Below are 16564 nucleotides of genomic sequence, written 5' to 3' on the forward strand. Positions count from 1 at the left end.
CGACGCGGCTCAGCCCGCGGGCGGCCAGCCCTCGGGCGAGCCCGCGGCCACCAGCGCCTCCCGGGCGGCGCGGGCGAGGGGCCGCAGGACGTCTGCCCGCCGCTGGGCCTCCCCGAGGCTCACCGCACCGCCGTCGTCCTCGAGGGCGAGGTCGCAGATCTCCTGAGCCTGGAGCGCGCGAGCCGCCAGGTCGACGGCCCGGGACGGCACCCCCGGCGGGCCCGCCAGCTCCTCGCGGCGCCGCAGGTTCATCAGCACGTCGGCCACCTCGGGCCGCCACCGCGCCACGTCGAGCGCCGCCAGCGCGTCGGCGGCCGCCGGCAGGGCGGCGCGGAGGCCGCGGTCGGCCTCGCCCAGGTCCGTGAGCGGACGACGGCGGGCCGGCTGCGCCACCCAGGTGGTGGCACGGCCGGTCTCGTGCGGCACGAGGCCCACGGGAGGCTCGACCCCCGGCCCGGAGACGACGACCGCCTCGCCGGCGTCCAGCGCCGCGGCGTTGAACGGGGCCGGCCCGCCCAGCCCTGCGGGGTGCCCCTCGGCAGGGAACGCGGCACCGATGGTGTCGGCGCCCTCGGCGCGCAACCGGCCGAGCCCGCCGATGAGCGTCTCGGTCTCGGCGCCACCGAGCCCGAGCCCGGCGAGGCCGTGCACGGCGTGGGTGGCCTGGTGGGCCACCACCTCGTCGATCAGGTGGTCGGCGACCACGTGGCCACGCAGCCACGCGGTGCCCCACCAGGCGAGGCGGAGGGCGTCGGGGAGCGGGCTCGTCACGGACGCGACCGTACGCGGCGCACGCATCCTCGGGCACACCGTCGACACCGTGGGTCGAGCGCTGGGTGGAGTGCTGGGTCGAGCGCTGGGCCGGGCGCTGGATCGAGCCACGGCCACCCGCCGGAGGGCGGTCCCCGGACGGGTGCGGCGGCGCGGCTAGGGTGGCGGCATGCCCGCAGTCCTGGACCTCGTCGACGTCACCGTCCGCAGGGGGAACAACCTCCTCCTCGACCGCGTCAGCTGGACCGTGGAGGCCGAGGAGCGCTGGGTCGTCCTCGGGCCCAACGGTGCCGGCAAGACCACCCTGATCTCGGTGTGCTCCACGCAGATGCACCCCACCTCGGGCATCGCGAGCGTGCTGGACGAGCTCATGGGGGACGTGGACGTCTTCGAGCTCCGCCCCCGCATCGGCCTCACCTCCGCCGCGCTGGCGGACCGCATCCCGGGCCACGAGATCGTCCACGACGTGGTCGTCTCCGCCTCCTACGGCGTGCTCGGCCGCTGGCGCGAGACCTACGACGAGATGGACCACGACCGCGCGACCCAGCTGCTGCGCGAGCTGCACGCCGCGCACCTGACGGACCGGCGCTTCGGCACCCTCTCCGAGGGAGAGCGCAAGCGGGTGCAGATCGCCCGCGCGCTCATGACCGACCCCGAGCTGCTGCTCCTCGACGAGCCGGCCGCCGGCCTCGACCTCGGTGGCCGTGAGGAGCTGGTGGGCACCCTGTCGATGCTGGCGTTCGCGCCGGAGTCGCCCGCCACGGTGCTCATCTCCCACCACGTCGAGGAGATCCCGCCGGGCTTCACCCACGCGCTGCTGCTGCGCGACGGCCGGGTCATGCAGGCCGGCCCCATCGACGAGGTCCTCACCGAGGAGCACCTCTCCTCGACCTTCGGCGTGCCCCTGCAGGTCACCCGCAGCGAGGACGACCGCTGGAGCGCCCGGCGCAAGGCACCGCGCGCCCGCTGACGCTCGCTGACCCCACGACTGACGCCGGCCCACCGGTGGGTGCGGCCTGGCTCACAGCCATACCGCTAGGGTCGAGGGCATGGACTGGCTCTCCGACCACGGCTGGGCCGTGTGGCTCGGCCTCGCGGTGCTGCTGGGCGTGGGCGAGATGCTCACGCTCGACCTCATCCTCGCGATGCTCGCGGTCGGCGCGCTCACCGGCATGGTCGCAGGCCTGCTCGACGCCCCGCTGGTCGTCCAGGCACTCGTCGCCCTCGCCTCCAGCGCCGCCACGCTGGCACTGCTGCGTCCGCGACTGATCGGTCGCCTGCACCGCGGCCCCGACCTGGTCATCGGCCCGGCGCGGCTGATCGGCACGCAGGGCGAGGTGCTGGAGGCGATCACCGGCAACGCCTCGGGCACCGTCCGGCTCGGCCACGACACGTGGACCGCCGTGCCCTACGACCCCACCCTCACCATCGCCCCCGGCGAGCAGGTCGAGGTGATGGAGATCCGCGGTGCGCGCGCCGTCGTCCACCCGGTCTCCGGCTTCACCGGGCTCGGCCCGGCCGGCGACCAGACCTGACAAGCCCGTCCCACACCCGCCCCCCACCGACCGGAGGAACCCGTGGACTCCCTGCCCGTGCTCGTGCTGCTGCTCCTGGTGGCCGTCTTCGTCATCACCGTGCTGAGCAAGGCGGTGCAGATCGTGCCCCAGGCACGCAACGGCATCGTCGAACGGTTCGGCAAGTACAACGGCACCCTCTCCGCGGGCCTGAACCTCGTGGTGCCGTTCATCGACAAGGTCCGCTACATCGTCGACATGCGCGAGCAGGTCGTCTCGTTCGCCCCGCAGGGGATGATCACCGAGGACAACCTGTCGGTCGAGATCGACACCGTCATCTACTTCCAGGTCACCGACGCCGTCACGGCCACCTACGAGATCGAGAACTACATCTCGGCCGCCGAGCAGCTGACCATGACCACGCTGCGCAACATCGTCGGCGGCATGGACCTCGAGGCCGCGCTGACCAGCCGCGACTCCATCAACACGGCGCTGCGCTCGGTGCTGGACGAGGCCACCAGCAAGTGGGGCCTGAAGGTCAACCGCGTCGAGATCAAGCAGATCGACCCGCCGCCCTCCATCAAGGACTCGATGGAGAAGCAGATGCGCGCCGACCGCGACAAGCGCGCCGCCATCCTCAACGCCGAGGGCGACCGGCAGGCCGCCATCCTCACCGCCGAGGGCCAGAAGCAGTCCGCGATCCTGCGGGCCGAGGGTGACCGGGAGTCGGCCATCCTGCGTGCCCAGGCCGAGCGCGAGTCCGCGATCCTCAAGGCCCAGGGCGAGGGGCAGGCCATCAAGACGGTCTTCCAGGCCATCCACGACGGCCGGGTCGACCAGTCGCTGCTGTCCTACCAGTACCTGCAGATGCTGCCGAAGATCGCCGAGGGCGACGCCAACAAGGTGTGGGTCATCCCCAGCGAGGTCGGCAAGGCGCTCGAGGGCCTGGGCTCCACCATGAACCAGATCAGCGGCGTGCCCCAGCAGGTCGACGGGCCCAAGGAGCGCGTCGACATGGGCCCGAGCGAGCCGCAGGTCCCGGACGCCGGCTCCAGCCCGTCCGACGACGTGGTCGCCGAGGCCATCGCCGAGGCCCAGCGCGCCGCCAACCCGGGCAAGCCGGACGACGAGGCCTGAGCCCAGCCCGGCTCCGCCAACGCCGCCCGACCCGGACCGGGCGCCCCGGCCTCAGGCCGGGGCGTCCGCCAGCACGTAGGCCTCGTGCCAGCGGTCGATCTCGGCGTAGGCCCGCTCGCGCACCGGGCGCCGGCTGAGCACCACGTCGTGGATCGCCCCGGGCACGGCGGTGTAGGTCACCTGCGTGGAGAGGCTGGAGGCCCAGCGGCGGATCTGCCGCACGTCGAGCACCACGTCGGTGGAGACGAGGTCGTCGTCGAAGGACGTGGGGTGCGAGCTGCGGTCGGAGGAGAGCACGAGGACCGGCGCCCCGACGTCGAGCCCGCGGTGGACCCGCGCGTGGCCGCGGCGGATCGCCCGCAGCCACCCGGCGTAGACCTTCATCGACTCGGCCGGCTTCCAGTCCAGGTCGAAGTCCCACTCGCCGTGGTGGTCGCGGTGCAGCGCCTCGGTGTAGAAGCCGTCCACCGCGCGCTTGATCTCGAACCGGGGCCTGCGGGCACCCAACTGGTCGATGGCCACCGTGCCGACCGTGCGCAGCCAGACGCTGCCCTGCATGTCGAGCCAGGGGGAGTTGAGGACGAGGCCCGCGAGCTCCGCCGGCCGTGCCTGGTCGAGCCACAGCGGCAGCACGAGGCCGCCGGTGGAGTGGGCGGCCCCGATGACGTGCTCGTGCCCGTCACGCTCGGTGATCCGCGCCCACGCCTGGCCGAGCTCGGCGCCGTACTCCGCCACGTCCGTCACGAACGCCGGCGTCTGGCCGTCACGCAGGGAGCGCCCGTACTTGCGCAGGTCCAGCGCGTAGAAGTCGTAGCCTCGCTCGAGCCACCATGCCGCGAAGTCGACCTGGAAGAAGTAGTCGCTGAAGCCGTGCACGTAGAGCACCGCCCGACGCGTCGGCTGCGGCGCCCGACGGTGCACGAGGGTGGCCACGACCGGACCCTCGTCGTCGTGGCCGAGGTCGAGCGTCTCGGCGGTCCACGGGTCACCGAGGACGTCGGTGACCCGCTCGCCGGCGGGGTCGCCTGCGGGGTCGGAGGTGCCGGGACGGGAGGCGGGGGAGGTGCTCACGGGTCGATCCTGCCAGCCCGCAGCCCGCGGGCGCGCGCCCCACGGGCGGTCACGGTGCGGCGGCGACGTCGCACGCGGTGCGGACGCAGGGCGACCCGCTCCTCGGGGTGCAGCCACCGCGCACCGATGCCGTAGCGGCCACCGCGGTGGGCGTCGCGCACCGCCAGCGCCCGGTCGGGGTGGTTGCTGGTGACCAGCCAGGCCCGCCCCGGGCGCAACCAGCGGCGCAGCCCGCGCTCGGAGTCGACGGTCCACACCAGCAGCGGGATGCCGTGACGGCGTGCGAAGGACGCCGCCCCCAGCCGCGCCACCGTGTACTGCGCGACGACCAGGTTCGCGCGGCTCGCCCGGATGCGGCGGGCGGGCCTGATCTCGGAGAGGCGGGCCGCCACCTGGCGCCACCAGGGCAGCTCGGTGACCGGCCGCCCGAGGCTCAGCCCGACCAGGATGTCGTGGCCGTGGGCGTCGGCCCAGTCGCGGACGGCCCGGACCGACTTGTCCACCAGGGTGGTCACGATGACGTCGGCGGGGCGCAGGTGCTCGAGCGCCAGGCGGGTCACCGCGACCTCGTGCGTGGACGCGGGGTCGGCGTAGGACGAGGTGGGGGAGGTGAGCTTGAGGTCGACGTGGGCGCGGGCGCGGCCGGCGAGCAGGCGCAGGACGTCCTCGAAGAGCAGGTGCTGCGGCGCGGCGGCGGCGAACGCGGCGTAGTCCAGCGACTCCAGGCGTACCCGGCGTCCCTGGAGCGTGACCCTCTCGTCGTGGAAGCAGACCAGCGTCCCGTCCGCGCAGCGGCGCACGTCGACCTCGACGAAGTCGACGCCGGAGGCCAGGGCTGCCTCGAGCGCGGGCCGGGTGTTCTCCAGCGAGCGGTCGTCGCCCGCGCCGCAGCGGTGCGCGCTGACGAGGACCGGGCGTCCGGGCAGCCGGGGATGGATCGGCATTCCTCGAGCGTACAAGCGTGGACGCCCCGACCCAGCAGGGTCGGGGCGTCCTGGTCGCGGTGCCGGGGGAGGCGTCCGCCTCAGACGGTCTCCTCGGCGTCCGTGGGGTGCGGCGCGGGGTCGCCGTGGTCGCCGGAGCGCACGGCCTCCTCGATCCGCTTGCCGATCTCGGCGTCGACGTTGCGCCAGTACTCGAACGCACGCTCCAGCACGGGCTCGCTGACCCCGCCGGCCAGGTGACCGGCCACGTTGCCGACGAAGCGCTCGCGCGCTGCGTCGTCGAAGACGTCGCGGACCATGGTGCCGGCCTGGCCGAAGTCGTCGTCCTCGGCTCGCAGCGTGTACGCCTCGCGCACCATGTCGCCGTCGGTCTCCCAGCCGTCCTCGGCCGGGCCGGTGAGGTCGGAGTAGGGGTCGTCGTAGGTGTTCGGGGCGTACTTCGACCGGTCGCCGACGTGGTCGTAGGCCATGGGGCCGTCGAACTGGTAGGTGTAGGCGCCCTCGACCCGGTGCCGGTTGACCGGCAGCTGCTGGTAGTTCGGGCCGATCCGGTACCGGTGGGTGTCGGCGTAGGCGAAGACGCGGCCGAGCAGCATCTTGTCGGGGGAGAACCCGATGCCGGGGACGATGGCGGAGGGCTCGAACGCCGCCTGCTCGATCTGGGCGAAGTGGTTCTCGGGGTTGCGGTTCAGCGTCATCGTGCCGACCTCGATCAGCGGGTAGTCGCTGTGCGGCCACACCTTGGTCAGGTCGAACGGGTTGAACCGGTAGGTCTTGGCGTCCTCGTACGGCATCACCTGGATCTTCAGGGTCCAGGCGGGGTGGTCGCCGTTCTCGATGGCCTCGTAGAGGTCGCGGCGGTGGAAGTCGGAGTCCTCGCCGGCGATGCGGTTCGCGTCGGCCTGGGTCAGGCACTCCACGCCCTGGTGGGAGATGAAGTGGAACTTCACCCAGAACTTCTCGCCGGCCTCGTTGTAGAGCATGTACGTGTGGCTGCCGTAGCCGTTCATCGTCCGCCACGACGCGGGTATCCCGCGGTCGCCCATGAGCCAGGTGACCTGGTGGGCGGACTCCGGGTTCAGCGTCCAGAAGTCCCACTGCATGTCGTTGTCGCGCAGCCCGGAGCCACCGCGCCGCTTCTGGCTGCGGATGAAGTGCGGGAACTTCATCGAGTCGCGCACGAAGAACACCGGGGTGTTGTTGCCCACCAGGTCCCAGTTGCCCTCGGAGGTGTAGAACTTCAGCGCGAAGCCACGGGGGTCGCGCCAGGTGTCCGGGGAGCCCATCTCGCCGGCGACGGTGGAGAACCGGGCGAGCATCTCGGTCTCGGCACCCGGTTGGAAGACGGCGGCCTTGGTGTAGGCGGTGACGTCGCCGGTGACCGTGAAGGTGCCGAACGCGCCGGAGCCCTTGGCGTGGACGTTGCGCTCGGGCACGCGCTCGCGGTTGAAGTGCGCCATCTGCTCGACGAAGTGGTGGTCGTGCAGGAGCATCGGCCCGTCGGGGCCGACGGTCAGGCTGTTGCGGTCGGACGGCGCGGGAGCGCCGGTGCCGGTGGTGCTGCCGGTCGTGCTGCCGGTCGTACTGCGGGTCTGCTGGGTCGTCATGGTTCCTCTCCCTGGTGGGCGACGGGGACGGACGCGGCGGCGTCCGTCGTCCTCCCTCCACCTTTCTCCCTGGAACGGTTCAGGAAGACACCCGCTCGGGTGGTCGGTCCGCGATCCGCCGACCACCGGGGCCGCGCCACGCGTCGTTCGTTGCCCGTGTCGACCACTCGCCCACTACTGTCGTCCCGTGCCTGACCGTTCACCCCGCCCGGCCTCCGCGCTGCGCGCCCTGCTGCACGCCGGCGACGACCTCGCCGGTCAGTGGCGCTCGGGCACCACGCGCAGCCAGGGCACCGTGCTGGGCGTGCTGCTGGTCGGGGTCGCGGTGTGCGTGGCGATCTCGCTGTGGCGCTATGCGGTGATGCCTGTCAGCACCTACTACGTGTGGCTGGTGCTGGGGATGCTCCTGCTCCGCTTCCGGGCGCTGCTGCTGCTGACCGCGGTCACGCTGCCCGCCGCCTACGTGGTCGGCCTCGTGGACTGGATCTCCGGCGGCGAGTTCGGCTCGGCCCGGGCGTCCGGGATGATCGCGCTGGCCCTGGGGTCCGCGCTGGTGCTGTGGCAGTCCAGCCGGCAGCGCAGCGGCCTGCCGGCCCCGCTGAGCGAGTCGATGCTCGCCGACCTGCGCGACCGGCTCGCCAAGCAGGGCAACGTGCCGCCGCTGCCGGACGGCTGGCGCGTGCAGACCGCCACCAAGGCCGCGCACTCGGTCGGCTACGCCGGCGACTTCATGGTGGCCCGGCTCGACGAGGACCAGCACCACCTGGAGATGATCCTGGTGGACGTGGTCGGCAAGGGCGTGGCCGCCGGCACCGACGCGCTCCAGTTCGCGGGCGCGCTGGGCGGGCTGCTCGGCTCGCTGCCCCCGGTCGCCCTCATGGAGGCCGCCAACGACTTCCTGCTGCGGCAGGACTCCGACGAGGCCATGGCCACCGCCGTGCACGTGCTCGTCGACCTGCGCAGCGGCCGTTTCCAGGTGCACAGCGCCGGGCACCCGCCGGCGCTGTCGTGGGTCGGCACCCGCGGCACCTGGGCCGCGGACGAGGCCCGCGGGCTGGCGCTCGGCGTCATGCACCGGGCCCCGTTCGAGTCCAGCTGTGGGGTGCTGGAGCCCGGCGACGCGCTGCTCTTCTACACCGACGGCGTGGTCGAGGAGCCCGGCGGGGACATCGAGGACGGCGTCGAGTGGCTGCGCGAGACGGCACGACTCGCCGTGCGTCCCGGCTTCGACGGCGCCGCGCGCCGCATCCTGCGGTCGGTGCCTCGTGGCGACGACGACCGTGCCGTCCTCCTGCTCGAGCGCTACGCCCCCGTCCAGCTGCCGCCGGAGCTGCGGGTGGGTCTGGCCGTGCCGCCGCGGCGCTCGACCGCGCAACCGCCGGCCTGACGGGCCCGCGCCGGTGCGCGCCGGTCCGGCGGCAGCCGATCAGCCGGGGCGTGCGGTCGAGTAGAGCCGGGAGATGACCTGCTCGATGTCCGGCTCCTGCAACGAGAGGTCCGCCACCGGGTAGCGGGCGGCGAGCGCGGCGACCAGCGGTGCGGCACTGGCGTCGGCCGGGAACGACAGCCACTGGCGCGGGCCCTCGACCCGGACCACCTGGGCGCCCTCGACCTCGACCGCCGGCCCCGGCTCGGCCAGGTCGACCACGAGCGTGCGGGTCGCCCCGGCGTGCGCCCGCAGGTCGTTCAGGCGGCCGTCGAAGGCCAGCGAGCCGTGGTCCACCACCATCACCCGGTCGCACAGCGCCTCGATGTCGCCCAGGTCGTGCGTGGTGAGCACCAGCGTCGTGCCCCGCTCGCGGTTCAGCTCGCGCAGGAAGCTCCGCAGCCGCGCCTTGCTGACGACGTCCAGGCCGATCGTGGGCTCGTCGAGGTACAGAACGTCGGGGTCGTGCAGGAGGGCCGCGGTGATGTCGCCGCGCATGCGCTGGCCGAGGCTGAGCTGGCGCACGGGGGTGTCGAGGAGCGCGGTGAGGTCCAGCAACGAGGTGAACCGCTCGAGGTTCTCGGCGTACCGCGCGGCCGGCAGGTCGTTGATGCGGGCCAGCAGGTCGAAGGAGTCGCGCAGCGGCAGGTCCCACCACAGACCCGTGCGCTGGCCGAAGACGACGCCCATGCGCCGGGCCAGGTCCGTGCGGCGGCGGCTCGGGTCGACGCCCGCGACGCGCAGGTGGCCCGAGGTGGGCACGAGGATGCCGGTGAGCATCTTGATCGTCGTCGACTTCCCCGCGCCGTTGGGCCCGATGTAGCCGACCATCTCACCGGGCTCGACGGTGAAGCTCACGTCCGAGACCGCGGTCACGACGTCGCGCTCGCGGCGCAGACGACCCCTCCGACGGTGGACGACGAAGTCGCGGCGTAGGTCACGGGCCTCGATGAGCGGCACGGTCGGCTCCTCCTCCCCGGCCCTCACGAGCCGGTCGAGCGGTAGTGGCGGACGCCGAGACGCCACACGAGCCCGGCCAGGGCCAGGACGAGGGCGGCGACGACGGGGGAGGCCAGCCCGAGCCAGCCGGGGTAGCCGGAGGCCTCGGGACGGTCGAGCACCAGCAGGGCGGGGTACCAGTTCACGAAGGCGACGGGCACGAGGAAGGTCAGCCCGGCCACCAGCTCACGCGGGTAGATCGTGAGCGGGTACTGGGTCAGCGACGAGCCGCCGTAGGTGAAGGCGTTGGCGACCTCGGCGGCGTCCGCCGTCCAGAACTGGATGGCCGCGAAACCCACGAAGATGCCGAAGAAGATGGCCGTGCCCGCGAGCAGCGCCACCAGCGTCAGCAGGACGGCGGCGGGCGACCAGTCCACGAACAGGCCGGCCCACACCAGGACCGCGACCGCCTGCCCGAGCCGGCCGACCCGGCGCAGGGCGAACCGGTCCGAGCAGACCTGCACGAGCAGCGGCACCGGACGCACCAGCATCTGGTCGAGCGTCCCGGTGCGGATGCTGCGCCCGAGGTCCTCGACGCTGCCGACCAGCAGGTTGGCCAGCGCCATGGGCACGCCGGTGGTGCCGTAGAGGAACGCGACCTCCCGCAGGGAGAACCCGCCCAGGTCGGGCACGTTGGCGAAGATGAAGACCACGGCGAGGAACTCGATCGCGTTGACCGCGAAGCTGCTGAGCACCATCAGCCAGAACGACAGCCGGTAGCTGTAGGAGGAGCGCACCCAGGCCGCGGCCAGCCGCAGGTAGGTCCGGGCGTGCCGCAGGACCGCGGCCGGTCGGGGCCGTGCGGGAGCCAGGACGTCAGCCACCCTGGACCACCACCTTGCGCTCGGCGGCCCGGAGCACGAGCGCGGTCGCCCCCAGCAGCAGCACGGCCCAGCCGACCTGGAGCGCCAGGCCGCCCACGAGGGCGCCCCCGGTGCGCTGCCCGAGCCAGACGTCGGCCGGCACCTGCAGGTAGGAGGCCCACGGCAGCACCATCGCCACCTCGCCCAGCCAGCCGGGGAAGAGGACGAGCGGCAGCGTGATGCCCGAGAAGAAGATGGCGAGCAGGTTCGCGGTCATCGTGAGCCCCTGGGAGTCCAGCACCCAGAACCCGGCGACGGCCACGAGCATGCGGACGGCGAAGCTCACCAGCAGCGCCAGGGCGACGCTGAGGGCGAAAGCCAGGACGGTCAGCGGGCCGTCGGGGTAGCGCAGGTCGAAGAGCAGCGCGCCGACGACCGTGGGTGCCACCCCGCGGGTGAGCAGGTGGAAGACGGCACGTCCGGCGTCCGCGGCGAGGTACCAGGAGAGCAGACCGACCGGGCGGTAGAGGTCCAGCGCGACGTCCCCCGTGCGGATGCGCTCGGCCAGGTCGCTGGGCGCCCCGCCGCCCCACAGCATGATCGTCATGATCATCGACTGGCCGAGCCACACGTAGGTGACCGCGTCGGTCGCGTCGTACCCGCCCGCGCCGGGGTTCGCGCGCCACACGGCGAGCAGCACGAAGGCGTTGATGACGCCGAAGACCGAGTTGGTGAAGATGCCCGACAGCGTCGCGGCGCGGTAGGTCGACCAGCGACGGAAGGACCGGACCGCCACGGCGAGGTGGAGACGGAGCCCGGGCACCGCTCGACGCTACCGGCGGCGGCGCCGCACGAGGGCGATCGACACGCCTGCGACCGTCGCACCCAGCGTCCCGAGCACCTCGTCGCCCAGCGTGTCCTCGTAGGCGGTGCCCAGCTCCGTGCCGTGCCGGATGAACGTCCACCACTCGCCGACCTCCCACCCGATGGCCAGCACCGCGCCGAGCCCGGCCACCACCAGCACGTCCAGCCCCGCCCGGCCGGTGCGGGGGAGCAGCAGCCCCAGCCCGCCGCACAGCAGCGCCCAGTTCACGAAGTGGTTCGCGTCGTCCCACCACACGACCGTGTCGTAGAGGTCGAGGGTGTTGCCGGTGACGTCGATCAGGAACGGGACCATCACCAGCGTGGTCGCCACCCAGGGCTGCCCGCGCCACCCGCGGCCGCGATGGGTCGCCCACCACAGCACGGGCACCAGCAGCATCAGCACCGGGTAGGCCACGAGGCGGGCGCCGAAGGCCTTGCCCGCGAAGCGGTCGATGCCGGGCACGAAGGTCGCCACCGCCAGCTGCCCGGCCGTGAGCAGCAGGACGAGGCCCGCGGCCGCCGCCCAGACGGCCGGTCCTCCGGGCGCCACCGCTGCGGGAGGACGGGTCTCGACGGTCTCGCTCATCCGTCCAGCATGCCGCGACGAGCTGCTCGCGGCCGGTGTTGCCGACCGCGAGGAATAGCGTGTCGTGCACCGCGGTTGAGGCGATTGTTCAAAGATTCAACTACTCTGGTGGAGTGAGTGACATGGAGCAGAAGCAGCACACCGGGATGCAGCTCGGCATCTTCACCGTCGGCGACGTGACGCCGGACCCGACCACGGGCCGCACCCCGACCGAGCACGAGCGGATCAAGGCGACCGTCGCGATCGCGAAGAAGGCCGAGGAGGTCGGCCTCGACGTCTTCGCGACCGGCGAGCACCACAACCCGCCCTTCATCTCCTCGGCGCCCACCACGACGCTGGCCTACATCGCCGCCCAGACCGAGCGGCTGATCCTGTCGACGGCGACGACCCTGATCACCACGACCGACCCGGTGCTCATCGCGGAGAACTACGCCAAGCTCCAGCACCTCTCCGACGGCCGCGTCGACCTGACCATGGGCCGCGGCAACACCGGCCCGGTCTACCCGTGGTTCGGCAAGGACATCCGCCAGGGCATCAACCTGGCCATCGAGAACTACGCCCTGCTGCACCGGCTGTGGCGCGAGGACGTCGTGGACTGGGAGGGGCGCTTCCGCACCCCGCTCCAGGGCTTCACCTCGGCCCCGCGGCCGCTGGACGGCGTGCCCCCGTTCGTGTGGCACGGGTCCATCCGCAGCCCCGAGATCGCCGAGCAGGCGGCGTACTACGGCGACGGCTTCTTCCACAACCACATCTTCTGGCCGGCCTCGCACACGCAGAAGATGGTGGCCTACTACCGCCAGCGCTTCGAGCACTACGGCCACGGCCGCGCCGACCAGGCGATCGTCGGCCTCGGCGGCCAGTTCTTCATGCGTCGCAACAGCCAGGACGCCGTCCGGGAGTTCCGTCCGTACTTCGACAACGCGCCGGTCTACGGCCACGGCCCGTCGCTGGAGGACTTCACCTCGGGCACCCCGCTGACCGTGGGGTCGCCGCAGGAGGTGCTGGAGCGCACCCTGTCCTTCCGCGACTACGTCGGTGACTACCAGCGCCAGCTGTTCCTCATCGACCACGCCGGCCTGCCGCTCAAGACCGTCCTGGAGCAGCTCGACCTGCTCGGCGAGATCCTGCCCGACCTGCGGGCAGGGTTCGCCGAGGGCCGGCCCGCCCACGTGCCCGACGCCCCCACGCACGCGTCCCTCGTGGCGGCCGCGGGCGGCGCCCGCGACAGCAGCGTCCACGCCGTCGACGACGTCACCGGCCGTCGCGCCGAGGAAGAGGTGTCGGCATGACCCGCCTCGTCGTCGTCAGCGGCGGGCTCTCCACCCCGTCCTCCACCCGCCTGCTGGCCGACCGGCTCACCGAGGCGACCGTGGCCGCCCTGGCACGGCCGGTCGAGGTGGACGTGGTGGAGCTGCGCGACCTCGCGCACCCGCTGGCCGACAACCTGCTCACCGGGTTCCCGTCCGGTGCGCTGGCCGAGGCCGTGGAGCTGGTCCGTCGGGCCGACGCGCTCGTGGTCGTGACGCCCGTCTTCAGCGCCAGCTACTCCGGCCTGTTCAAGACGTTCTTCGACGTCCTGGAGCCGGGCACCCTGGCGGGCAAGCCGGTGCTCGTGGGGGCCACCGCCGGCACCGCCCGGCACAGCCTCGTGCTCGAGCACGCCCTGCGGCCGCTGTTCGCCTACCTGCGGGCCGTGGTCGTGCCCACCGCCGTGTTCGCGGCCTCGGAGGACTTCGCCGACCCGGCGCTCCAGCAGCGGGTCGAGCGTGCGGCCGGCGAGCTCGCGGCGCTCCTCGGCGTCGCGTCCGCCCCGGCGGCCGGTCGCCCCACCTCGTTCGAGGAGCAGGTCGCCTCGCCGGTCGCCTTCGAGGACCTGCTGCGGCGGGCGAGCACCCCCGGCACCTGACCGGGCTCCCGTCCTCCTCGCCGCGCCCAGGCGTGGGCGCGGCGAGGGACGGGTGGTTGGATCGAGGCATGGAGGAGCCGGACACCGACCAGGCCCACCCGGGGCTGCCGACGCAGGAGCCGGGCGCGCAGGACGCGCGGGTCCGTGACGAGCTGCTCGCGGCGGTCTCCCGTGAGGAGGAGGGCTCCGTCCCCGACGCAGCCGTGTGGGCCGCGATCGCCTCGGTCGAGCGGATCGCCTGCCACGTCGGTACCACCGACGCGGAGGAGCTGACGGTCCTCCTGACCGACGGCGCCGCCGCGATCGGCAACGCCGAGACGCTGCGGCTGGTGGGGGAGGCCCACGACAGCGTGGTGCGGGGCCTCGGGTACCGCGCCCGGGGCATGGTCGTCGACGCCGGAGTCCTCAACCCGGAGGGCGGGGTCTACCCGGTGACCACCGACGCCCGACTGCTGCGGGCGGCCGTGCGTGCCGCGCACCGCACCTGTGCGCACGTGCCGTACTACGGGGCCCGCTACGCCGACAGCGCCGGGCGCTACTCCGGCACCGACTCGGCCTGGCTCGCCCAGCTCGCCGACCAGCCCCTCACGGAGTCGCAGCGCCAGGTGGACTGGCTGACGCGCCTGCTCGCCGCGCGCGGCATGCCGTCCTGGCTGATGGAGCGGCACCTGGGCGACCTCGTGGACGCCCTGGAGGAGGCTGCGGGCAGCCAGGCCGCCGGCAGCCTGCCCCAGGTGCGTGACGAGCTCGCCCGGCGGCGCCAGGCCGTCGTCCCCGACGTCATCCTGGACGAGGCGGAGCGCGTGCTGGCCCAGGAGCTCGGCGAGGAGCCGGCACCGGTGGGAGGCGCCGGGGCCCTGCTGGCCGCGGCGGTGGCCGACGTGGGCTCGGGGCTGCTGACCCACGACCGGGCGCTGTTCACCTGGCTCACCGACCCGGCGCGCTGCGGCGCCCCGGCCCGGCGAGCCCTCGAGAGCACGCGCGCCTCGGTCTACCGCGTGGCGCGGGTCGACGTGCCGACGCTGCAGCAGGCCCGGGGGCGGCGCCCCGCCTCGTCCTGACCGGGGATCAGTGCTGGTAGGTGCCGTGCAGGATCGCGCGGCCCGCCGTCTTGAACGCCAGGTTGAAGGAGACGACCGCGGGGGAGGCGTCGGCGTCGACGCCGAGGCTGTCCTCGGTCACGGCGTGCACCACGAAGTAGTACCGGTGCACCTGGTCGCCCTCCGGCGGGGCCGCGCCCATGAAGGCGTGGGTGCCACCGTCGTTGCGGCACATGAACGCGGCCCCGGGCAGGTCCGCGCCCTCCTTGCCGGCGCCGGTGGGGAGCTCAGTGCAGTCGGCGGGCAGGTCGACGAGGACCCAGTGCCAGAAGCCGCTCGGGGTCGGGGCGTCGGGGTCGAAGCAGGTGACGGTGTAGCTCTTGGTGCCCTCCGGGCCGGGCTCCCAGGACAGCTGGGGGCTGGTGTTGCCGCCGGACGCGACCTGGGCGTCGTCCAGGGGAGCACCGTCGATGACGTCGGTGCTGGTGACCGAGAAGGACGGTGCGGCCGGGAGCAGCTCGTACGGGTTCGGGGTGACGGGTCGGTCGAGACTCATGCCCTCGACGCTAGCGGCGCATCGCTGCGGGCCGCTCACCCTCCGAGCCCGGTCATGCCCCTGTCACACGAGAGCGCGAGAATGTGGGCATGACTCGTCCGGGAGAGAACCACCGCACCGACCACACGCCGTACCCGGTGGGGCTGCGCCTCGCAGGACGACGAGTCCTCGTCGTGGGCGGAGGGCACGTGGCGCAGCGCCGCATCCCGGCGCTCATCCGGGCCGGCGCCGACGTCGTCGTGGTCTCGCCCGACGTCACGCCCTCGGTCGAGGGGCTCACCGGCGTGCTGACCTGGCACGCCCGTGAGTTCGAGCCCGCCGACCTCGACGGCGCCTGGTACGCGCTGGCGCTCACCGACGACCCGGCGGTCAACGCCGCGGTCGCCGAGGCGGCCGAGGAGCGACGCATCTTCTGCGTGCGCGGCGACGACGCCAGCGAGTCGAGCGCGTGGACGCCGGCGGTCGGGCGGCACGGACACCTCACCGTCGCCGTCCTCGCGAACCGGGAGCCGCGTCTCTCGGCCGGCGTCCGGGACGAGATCATGACCGGCCTGCGCGACGGCACCATCTCCGCGCGCGCTGGCCTCGACACCACGGCCGGGGTCGTGCTCGTGGGCGGTGGCCCCGGCGACCCCGAGCTGGTCACCGTCGCGGCCCGGCACGCGCTGGCCTCGGCCGACGTCGTCGTCGCGGACCGGCTGGCGCCCCGCGAGCTGCTCGACGAGCTGCCGGCGCACGTGGAGCTCGTCGACGTGGCGAAGCTGCCGCGCGGTCGGCACACGACCCAGGAGGTCATCAACGAGACGATCGTGAACCGGGCGCTCGAGGGCAAGCGCGTCGTCCGGTTCAAGGGCGGCGACAACTACGTCTTCGGCCGCGGCTACGAGGAGGTCATCGCCTGCCAGGAGGCCGGTGTGCCGGTGACGGTGGTGCCCGGCCTGACGTCCTCGATCTCCGTGCCCGCCCGGGCGGGCATCCCGGTGACCCACCGCGGCGTCGCGCACGAGTTCACCGTCATCTCCGGCCACGTGCCCCCGGGTCACCCCACCTCGCTCGTCGACTGGTCGGCCGTGGCTCGCATGCGCGGCACTGTGGTGCTGCTCATGGCCGTGGAGAACGCCCCGCTCATCGCGACGACGCTGATGGAGGGCGGGCGCGACGCCGGGACCCCGGTCGCCGTGGTCGTCGAGGGCACGCTGCCCGAGGAACGCACGGTGTTGACCACGCTGGGCTCGCTCGCTGCCGACCTCGTCGCCCACGAGGTGCGCCCGCCCGCCATCATCGTGGTCGGCCAGGTCGTGGCCGTGGCCAAGCCCGGTCACTACGGGCTCGCCTGACCC

17 protein-coding genes are annotated in these 16564 nt (G+C 73.4%); 8 read left to right on the forward strand and 9 right to left on the reverse strand.

All coding sequences use genetic code 11. From position 1 onward, the window contains the following. Positions 1-9: 9 nt before the first annotated feature. Positions 10-771: an Rv1486c family protein gene (locus tag M8330_RS01340; protein WP_250825870.1), complete on the reverse strand. Its 762-nt coding sequence runs from the start codon at positions 769-771 to the stop codon at positions 10-12. 169 nt (positions 772-940) lie between these two features. Here M8330_RS01340 and M8330_RS01345 point away from each other — a divergent pair, with 169 nt between their 5' ends. From M8330_RS01345 to M8330_RS01355, 3 genes are all read left to right on the forward strand, one after another. Then, complete coding sequence (locus tag M8330_RS01345) at positions 941-1741, forward strand: ABC transporter ATP-binding protein (RefSeq protein ID WP_250054389.1); 801 nt, start codon at positions 941-943, stop codon at positions 1739-1741. Between the two features lie 79 nt (positions 1742-1820). Next, the gene (locus tag M8330_RS01350) at positions 1821-2306 is read left to right on the forward strand and encodes an NfeD family protein (RefSeq protein WP_250054390.1); all 486 of its coding nucleotides are present in this window, start codon (positions 1821-1823) and stop codon (positions 2304-2306) included. A gap of 51 nt (positions 2307-2357) precedes the next feature. Further along, on the forward strand, positions 2358-3422 hold the full coding sequence (locus M8330_RS01355; protein ID WP_250826038.1) for an SPFH domain-containing protein: 1065 nt from the start codon (positions 2358-2360) through the stop codon (positions 3420-3422). Between the two features lie 51 nt (positions 3423-3473). Here M8330_RS01355 and M8330_RS01360 read toward each other — a convergent pair whose 3' ends face one another. The 3 genes from M8330_RS01360 to M8330_RS01370 all read right to left on the reverse strand — a co-directional run bounded on the left by M8330_RS01360 (position 3474) and on the right by M8330_RS01370 (position 7044). After that, complete coding sequence (locus M8330_RS01360) at positions 3474-4493, reverse strand: alpha/beta hydrolase (RefSeq protein ID WP_250825871.1); 1020 nt, start codon at positions 4491-4493, stop codon at positions 3474-3476. Then, positions 4490-5437, reverse strand: a complete 948-nt coding sequence (locus M8330_RS01365; RefSeq protein WP_250825872.1) for a glycerophosphodiester phosphodiesterase — start codon at positions 5435-5437, stop codon at positions 4490-4492. The genes M8330_RS01360 and M8330_RS01365 overlap by 4 nt, the downstream gene beginning before the upstream one ends. Before the next feature lie 80 nt (positions 5438-5517). After that, on the reverse strand, positions 5518-7044 hold the full coding sequence (locus tag M8330_RS01370; RefSeq protein WP_250825873.1) for a catalase: 1527 nt from the start codon (positions 7042-7044) through the stop codon (positions 5518-5520). 187 nt (positions 7045-7231) lie between these two features. On the opposite strand from M8330_RS01370, the gene M8330_RS22280 reads away from it, so the two are divergent. Continuing rightward, positions 7232-8431 carry a PP2C family protein-serine/threonine phosphatase gene (locus M8330_RS22280; protein WP_250054395.1) on the forward strand — a complete coding sequence of 400 codons (1200 nt, stop codon included), beginning with the start codon at positions 7232-7234 and terminating at the stop codon, positions 8429-8431. Positions 8432-8470: 39 nt separating this feature from the next. On the opposite strand, the gene M8330_RS01380 is transcribed toward M8330_RS22280, so the two are convergent. Genes M8330_RS01380 through M8330_RS01395 form a run of 4 tightly spaced genes read right to left on the reverse strand, consistent with a single transcriptional unit; the run spans position 8471 to position 11722 of the window. After that, positions 8471-9430 carry an ABC transporter ATP-binding protein gene (locus M8330_RS01380; RefSeq protein WP_250825874.1) on the reverse strand — a complete coding sequence of 320 codons (960 nt, stop codon included), beginning with the start codon at positions 9428-9430 and terminating at the stop codon, positions 8471-8473. Positions 9431-9453: 23 nt separating this feature from the next. Further along, positions 9454-10293: an ABC transporter permease gene (locus M8330_RS01385; protein ID WP_250054397.1), complete on the reverse strand. Its 840-nt coding sequence runs from the start codon at positions 10291-10293 to the stop codon at positions 9454-9456. Beyond that, positions 10286-11095 carry an ABC transporter permease gene (locus M8330_RS01390; RefSeq protein ID WP_250825875.1) on the reverse strand — a complete coding sequence of 270 codons (810 nt, stop codon included), beginning with the start codon at positions 11093-11095 and terminating at the stop codon, positions 10286-10288. The genes M8330_RS01385 and M8330_RS01390 overlap by 8 nt, the downstream gene beginning before the upstream one ends. Positions 11096-11104: 9 nt before the next feature. Further along, positions 11105-11722 carry a hypothetical protein gene (locus tag M8330_RS01395; RefSeq protein WP_250054399.1) on the reverse strand — a complete coding sequence of 206 codons (618 nt, stop codon included), beginning with the start codon at positions 11720-11722 and terminating at the stop codon, positions 11105-11107. 146 nt (positions 11723-11868) lie between these two features. On the opposite strand from M8330_RS01395, the gene M8330_RS01400 reads away from it, so the two are divergent. From M8330_RS01400 to M8330_RS01410, 3 genes are all read left to right on the forward strand, one after another. Beyond that, the gene (locus M8330_RS01400; protein WP_250054770.1) at positions 11869-13011 is read left to right on the forward strand and encodes an LLM class flavin-dependent oxidoreductase; all 1143 of its coding nucleotides are present in this window, start codon (positions 11869-11871) and stop codon (positions 13009-13011) included. Further along, positions 13008-13628 (forward strand): FMN reductase, encoded by a 621-nt coding sequence (locus M8330_RS01405; RefSeq protein WP_250054400.1) that lies wholly within the window; start codon positions 13008-13010, stop codon positions 13626-13628. Before M8330_RS01400 ends, M8330_RS01405 begins: the two co-directional genes overlap by 4 nt. A 68-nt stretch (positions 13629-13696) precedes the next feature. After that, positions 13697-14689 (forward strand): hypothetical protein, encoded by a 993-nt coding sequence (locus M8330_RS01410; RefSeq protein ID WP_250054401.1) that lies wholly within the window; start codon positions 13697-13699, stop codon positions 14687-14689. A gap of 7 nt (positions 14690-14696) precedes the next feature. On the opposite strand, the gene M8330_RS01415 is transcribed toward M8330_RS01410, so the two are convergent. Further along, on the reverse strand, positions 14697-15224 hold the full coding sequence (locus M8330_RS01415; protein ID WP_250825876.1) for a YbhB/YbcL family Raf kinase inhibitor-like protein: 528 nt from the start codon (positions 15222-15224) through the stop codon (positions 14697-14699). A gap of 89 nt (positions 15225-15313) precedes the next feature. Between M8330_RS01415 and cobA the strand changes: the two genes are divergently transcribed. Next, a complete protein-coding gene (cobA, locus tag M8330_RS01420; protein ID WP_250825877.1) occupies positions 15314-16561 on the forward strand; it encodes a uroporphyrinogen-III C-methyltransferase in 1248 nt (415 codons plus the stop codon). The last annotated feature ends 3 nt before the right edge of the window (positions 16562-16564 follow it).

The organism is Nocardioides bruguierae (assembly GCF_023656415.1).
GTDB classification, from domain to species: domain Bacteria; phylum Actinomycetota; class Actinomycetes; order Propionibacteriales; family Nocardioidaceae; genus Nocardioides; species Nocardioides bruguierae.

Excerpts from the sequence above, each read along its gene's own strand:
- M8330_RS01415 (WP_250825876.1), bottom strand. The coding sequence starts at position 15,224 with ATGAGTCTCGACCGACCCGTCACCCCGAACCCGTACGAGCTGCTCCCG.
- M8330_RS01400 (WP_250054770.1), top strand. The coding sequence starts at position 11,869 with ATGCAGCTCGGCATCTTCACCGTCGGCGACGTGACGCCGGACCCGACC.
- M8330_RS01350 (WP_250054390.1), top strand. The coding sequence starts at position 1,821 with ATGGACTGGCTCTCCGACCACGGCTGGGCCGTGTGGCTCGGCCTCGCG.
- M8330_RS01405 (WP_250054400.1), top strand. The coding sequence starts at position 13,008 with ATGACCCGCCTCGTCGTCGTCAGCGGCGGGCTCTCCACCCCGTCCTCC.
- M8330_RS01395 (WP_250054399.1), bottom strand. The coding sequence starts at position 11,722 with ATGAGCGAGACCGTCGAGACCCGTCCTCCCGCAGCGGTGGCGCCCGGA.
- M8330_RS01410 (WP_250054401.1), top strand. The coding sequence starts at position 13,697 with ATGGAGGAGCCGGACACCGACCAGGCCCACCCGGGGCTGCCGACGCAG.
- M8330_RS01365 (WP_250825872.1), bottom strand. The coding sequence starts at position 5,437 with ATGCCGATCCATCCCCGGCTGCCCGGACGCCCGGTCCTCGTCAGCGCG.
- M8330_RS01370 (WP_250825873.1), bottom strand. The coding sequence starts at position 7,044 with ATGACGACCCAGCAGACCCGCAGTACGACCGGCAGCACGACCGGCAGC.
- M8330_RS01345 (WP_250054389.1), top strand. The coding sequence starts at position 941 with ATGCCCGCAGTCCTGGACCTCGTCGACGTCACCGTCCGCAGGGGGAAC.
- cobA (WP_250825877.1), top strand. The coding sequence starts at position 15,314 with ATGACTCGTCCGGGAGAGAACCACCGCACCGACCACACGCCGTACCCG.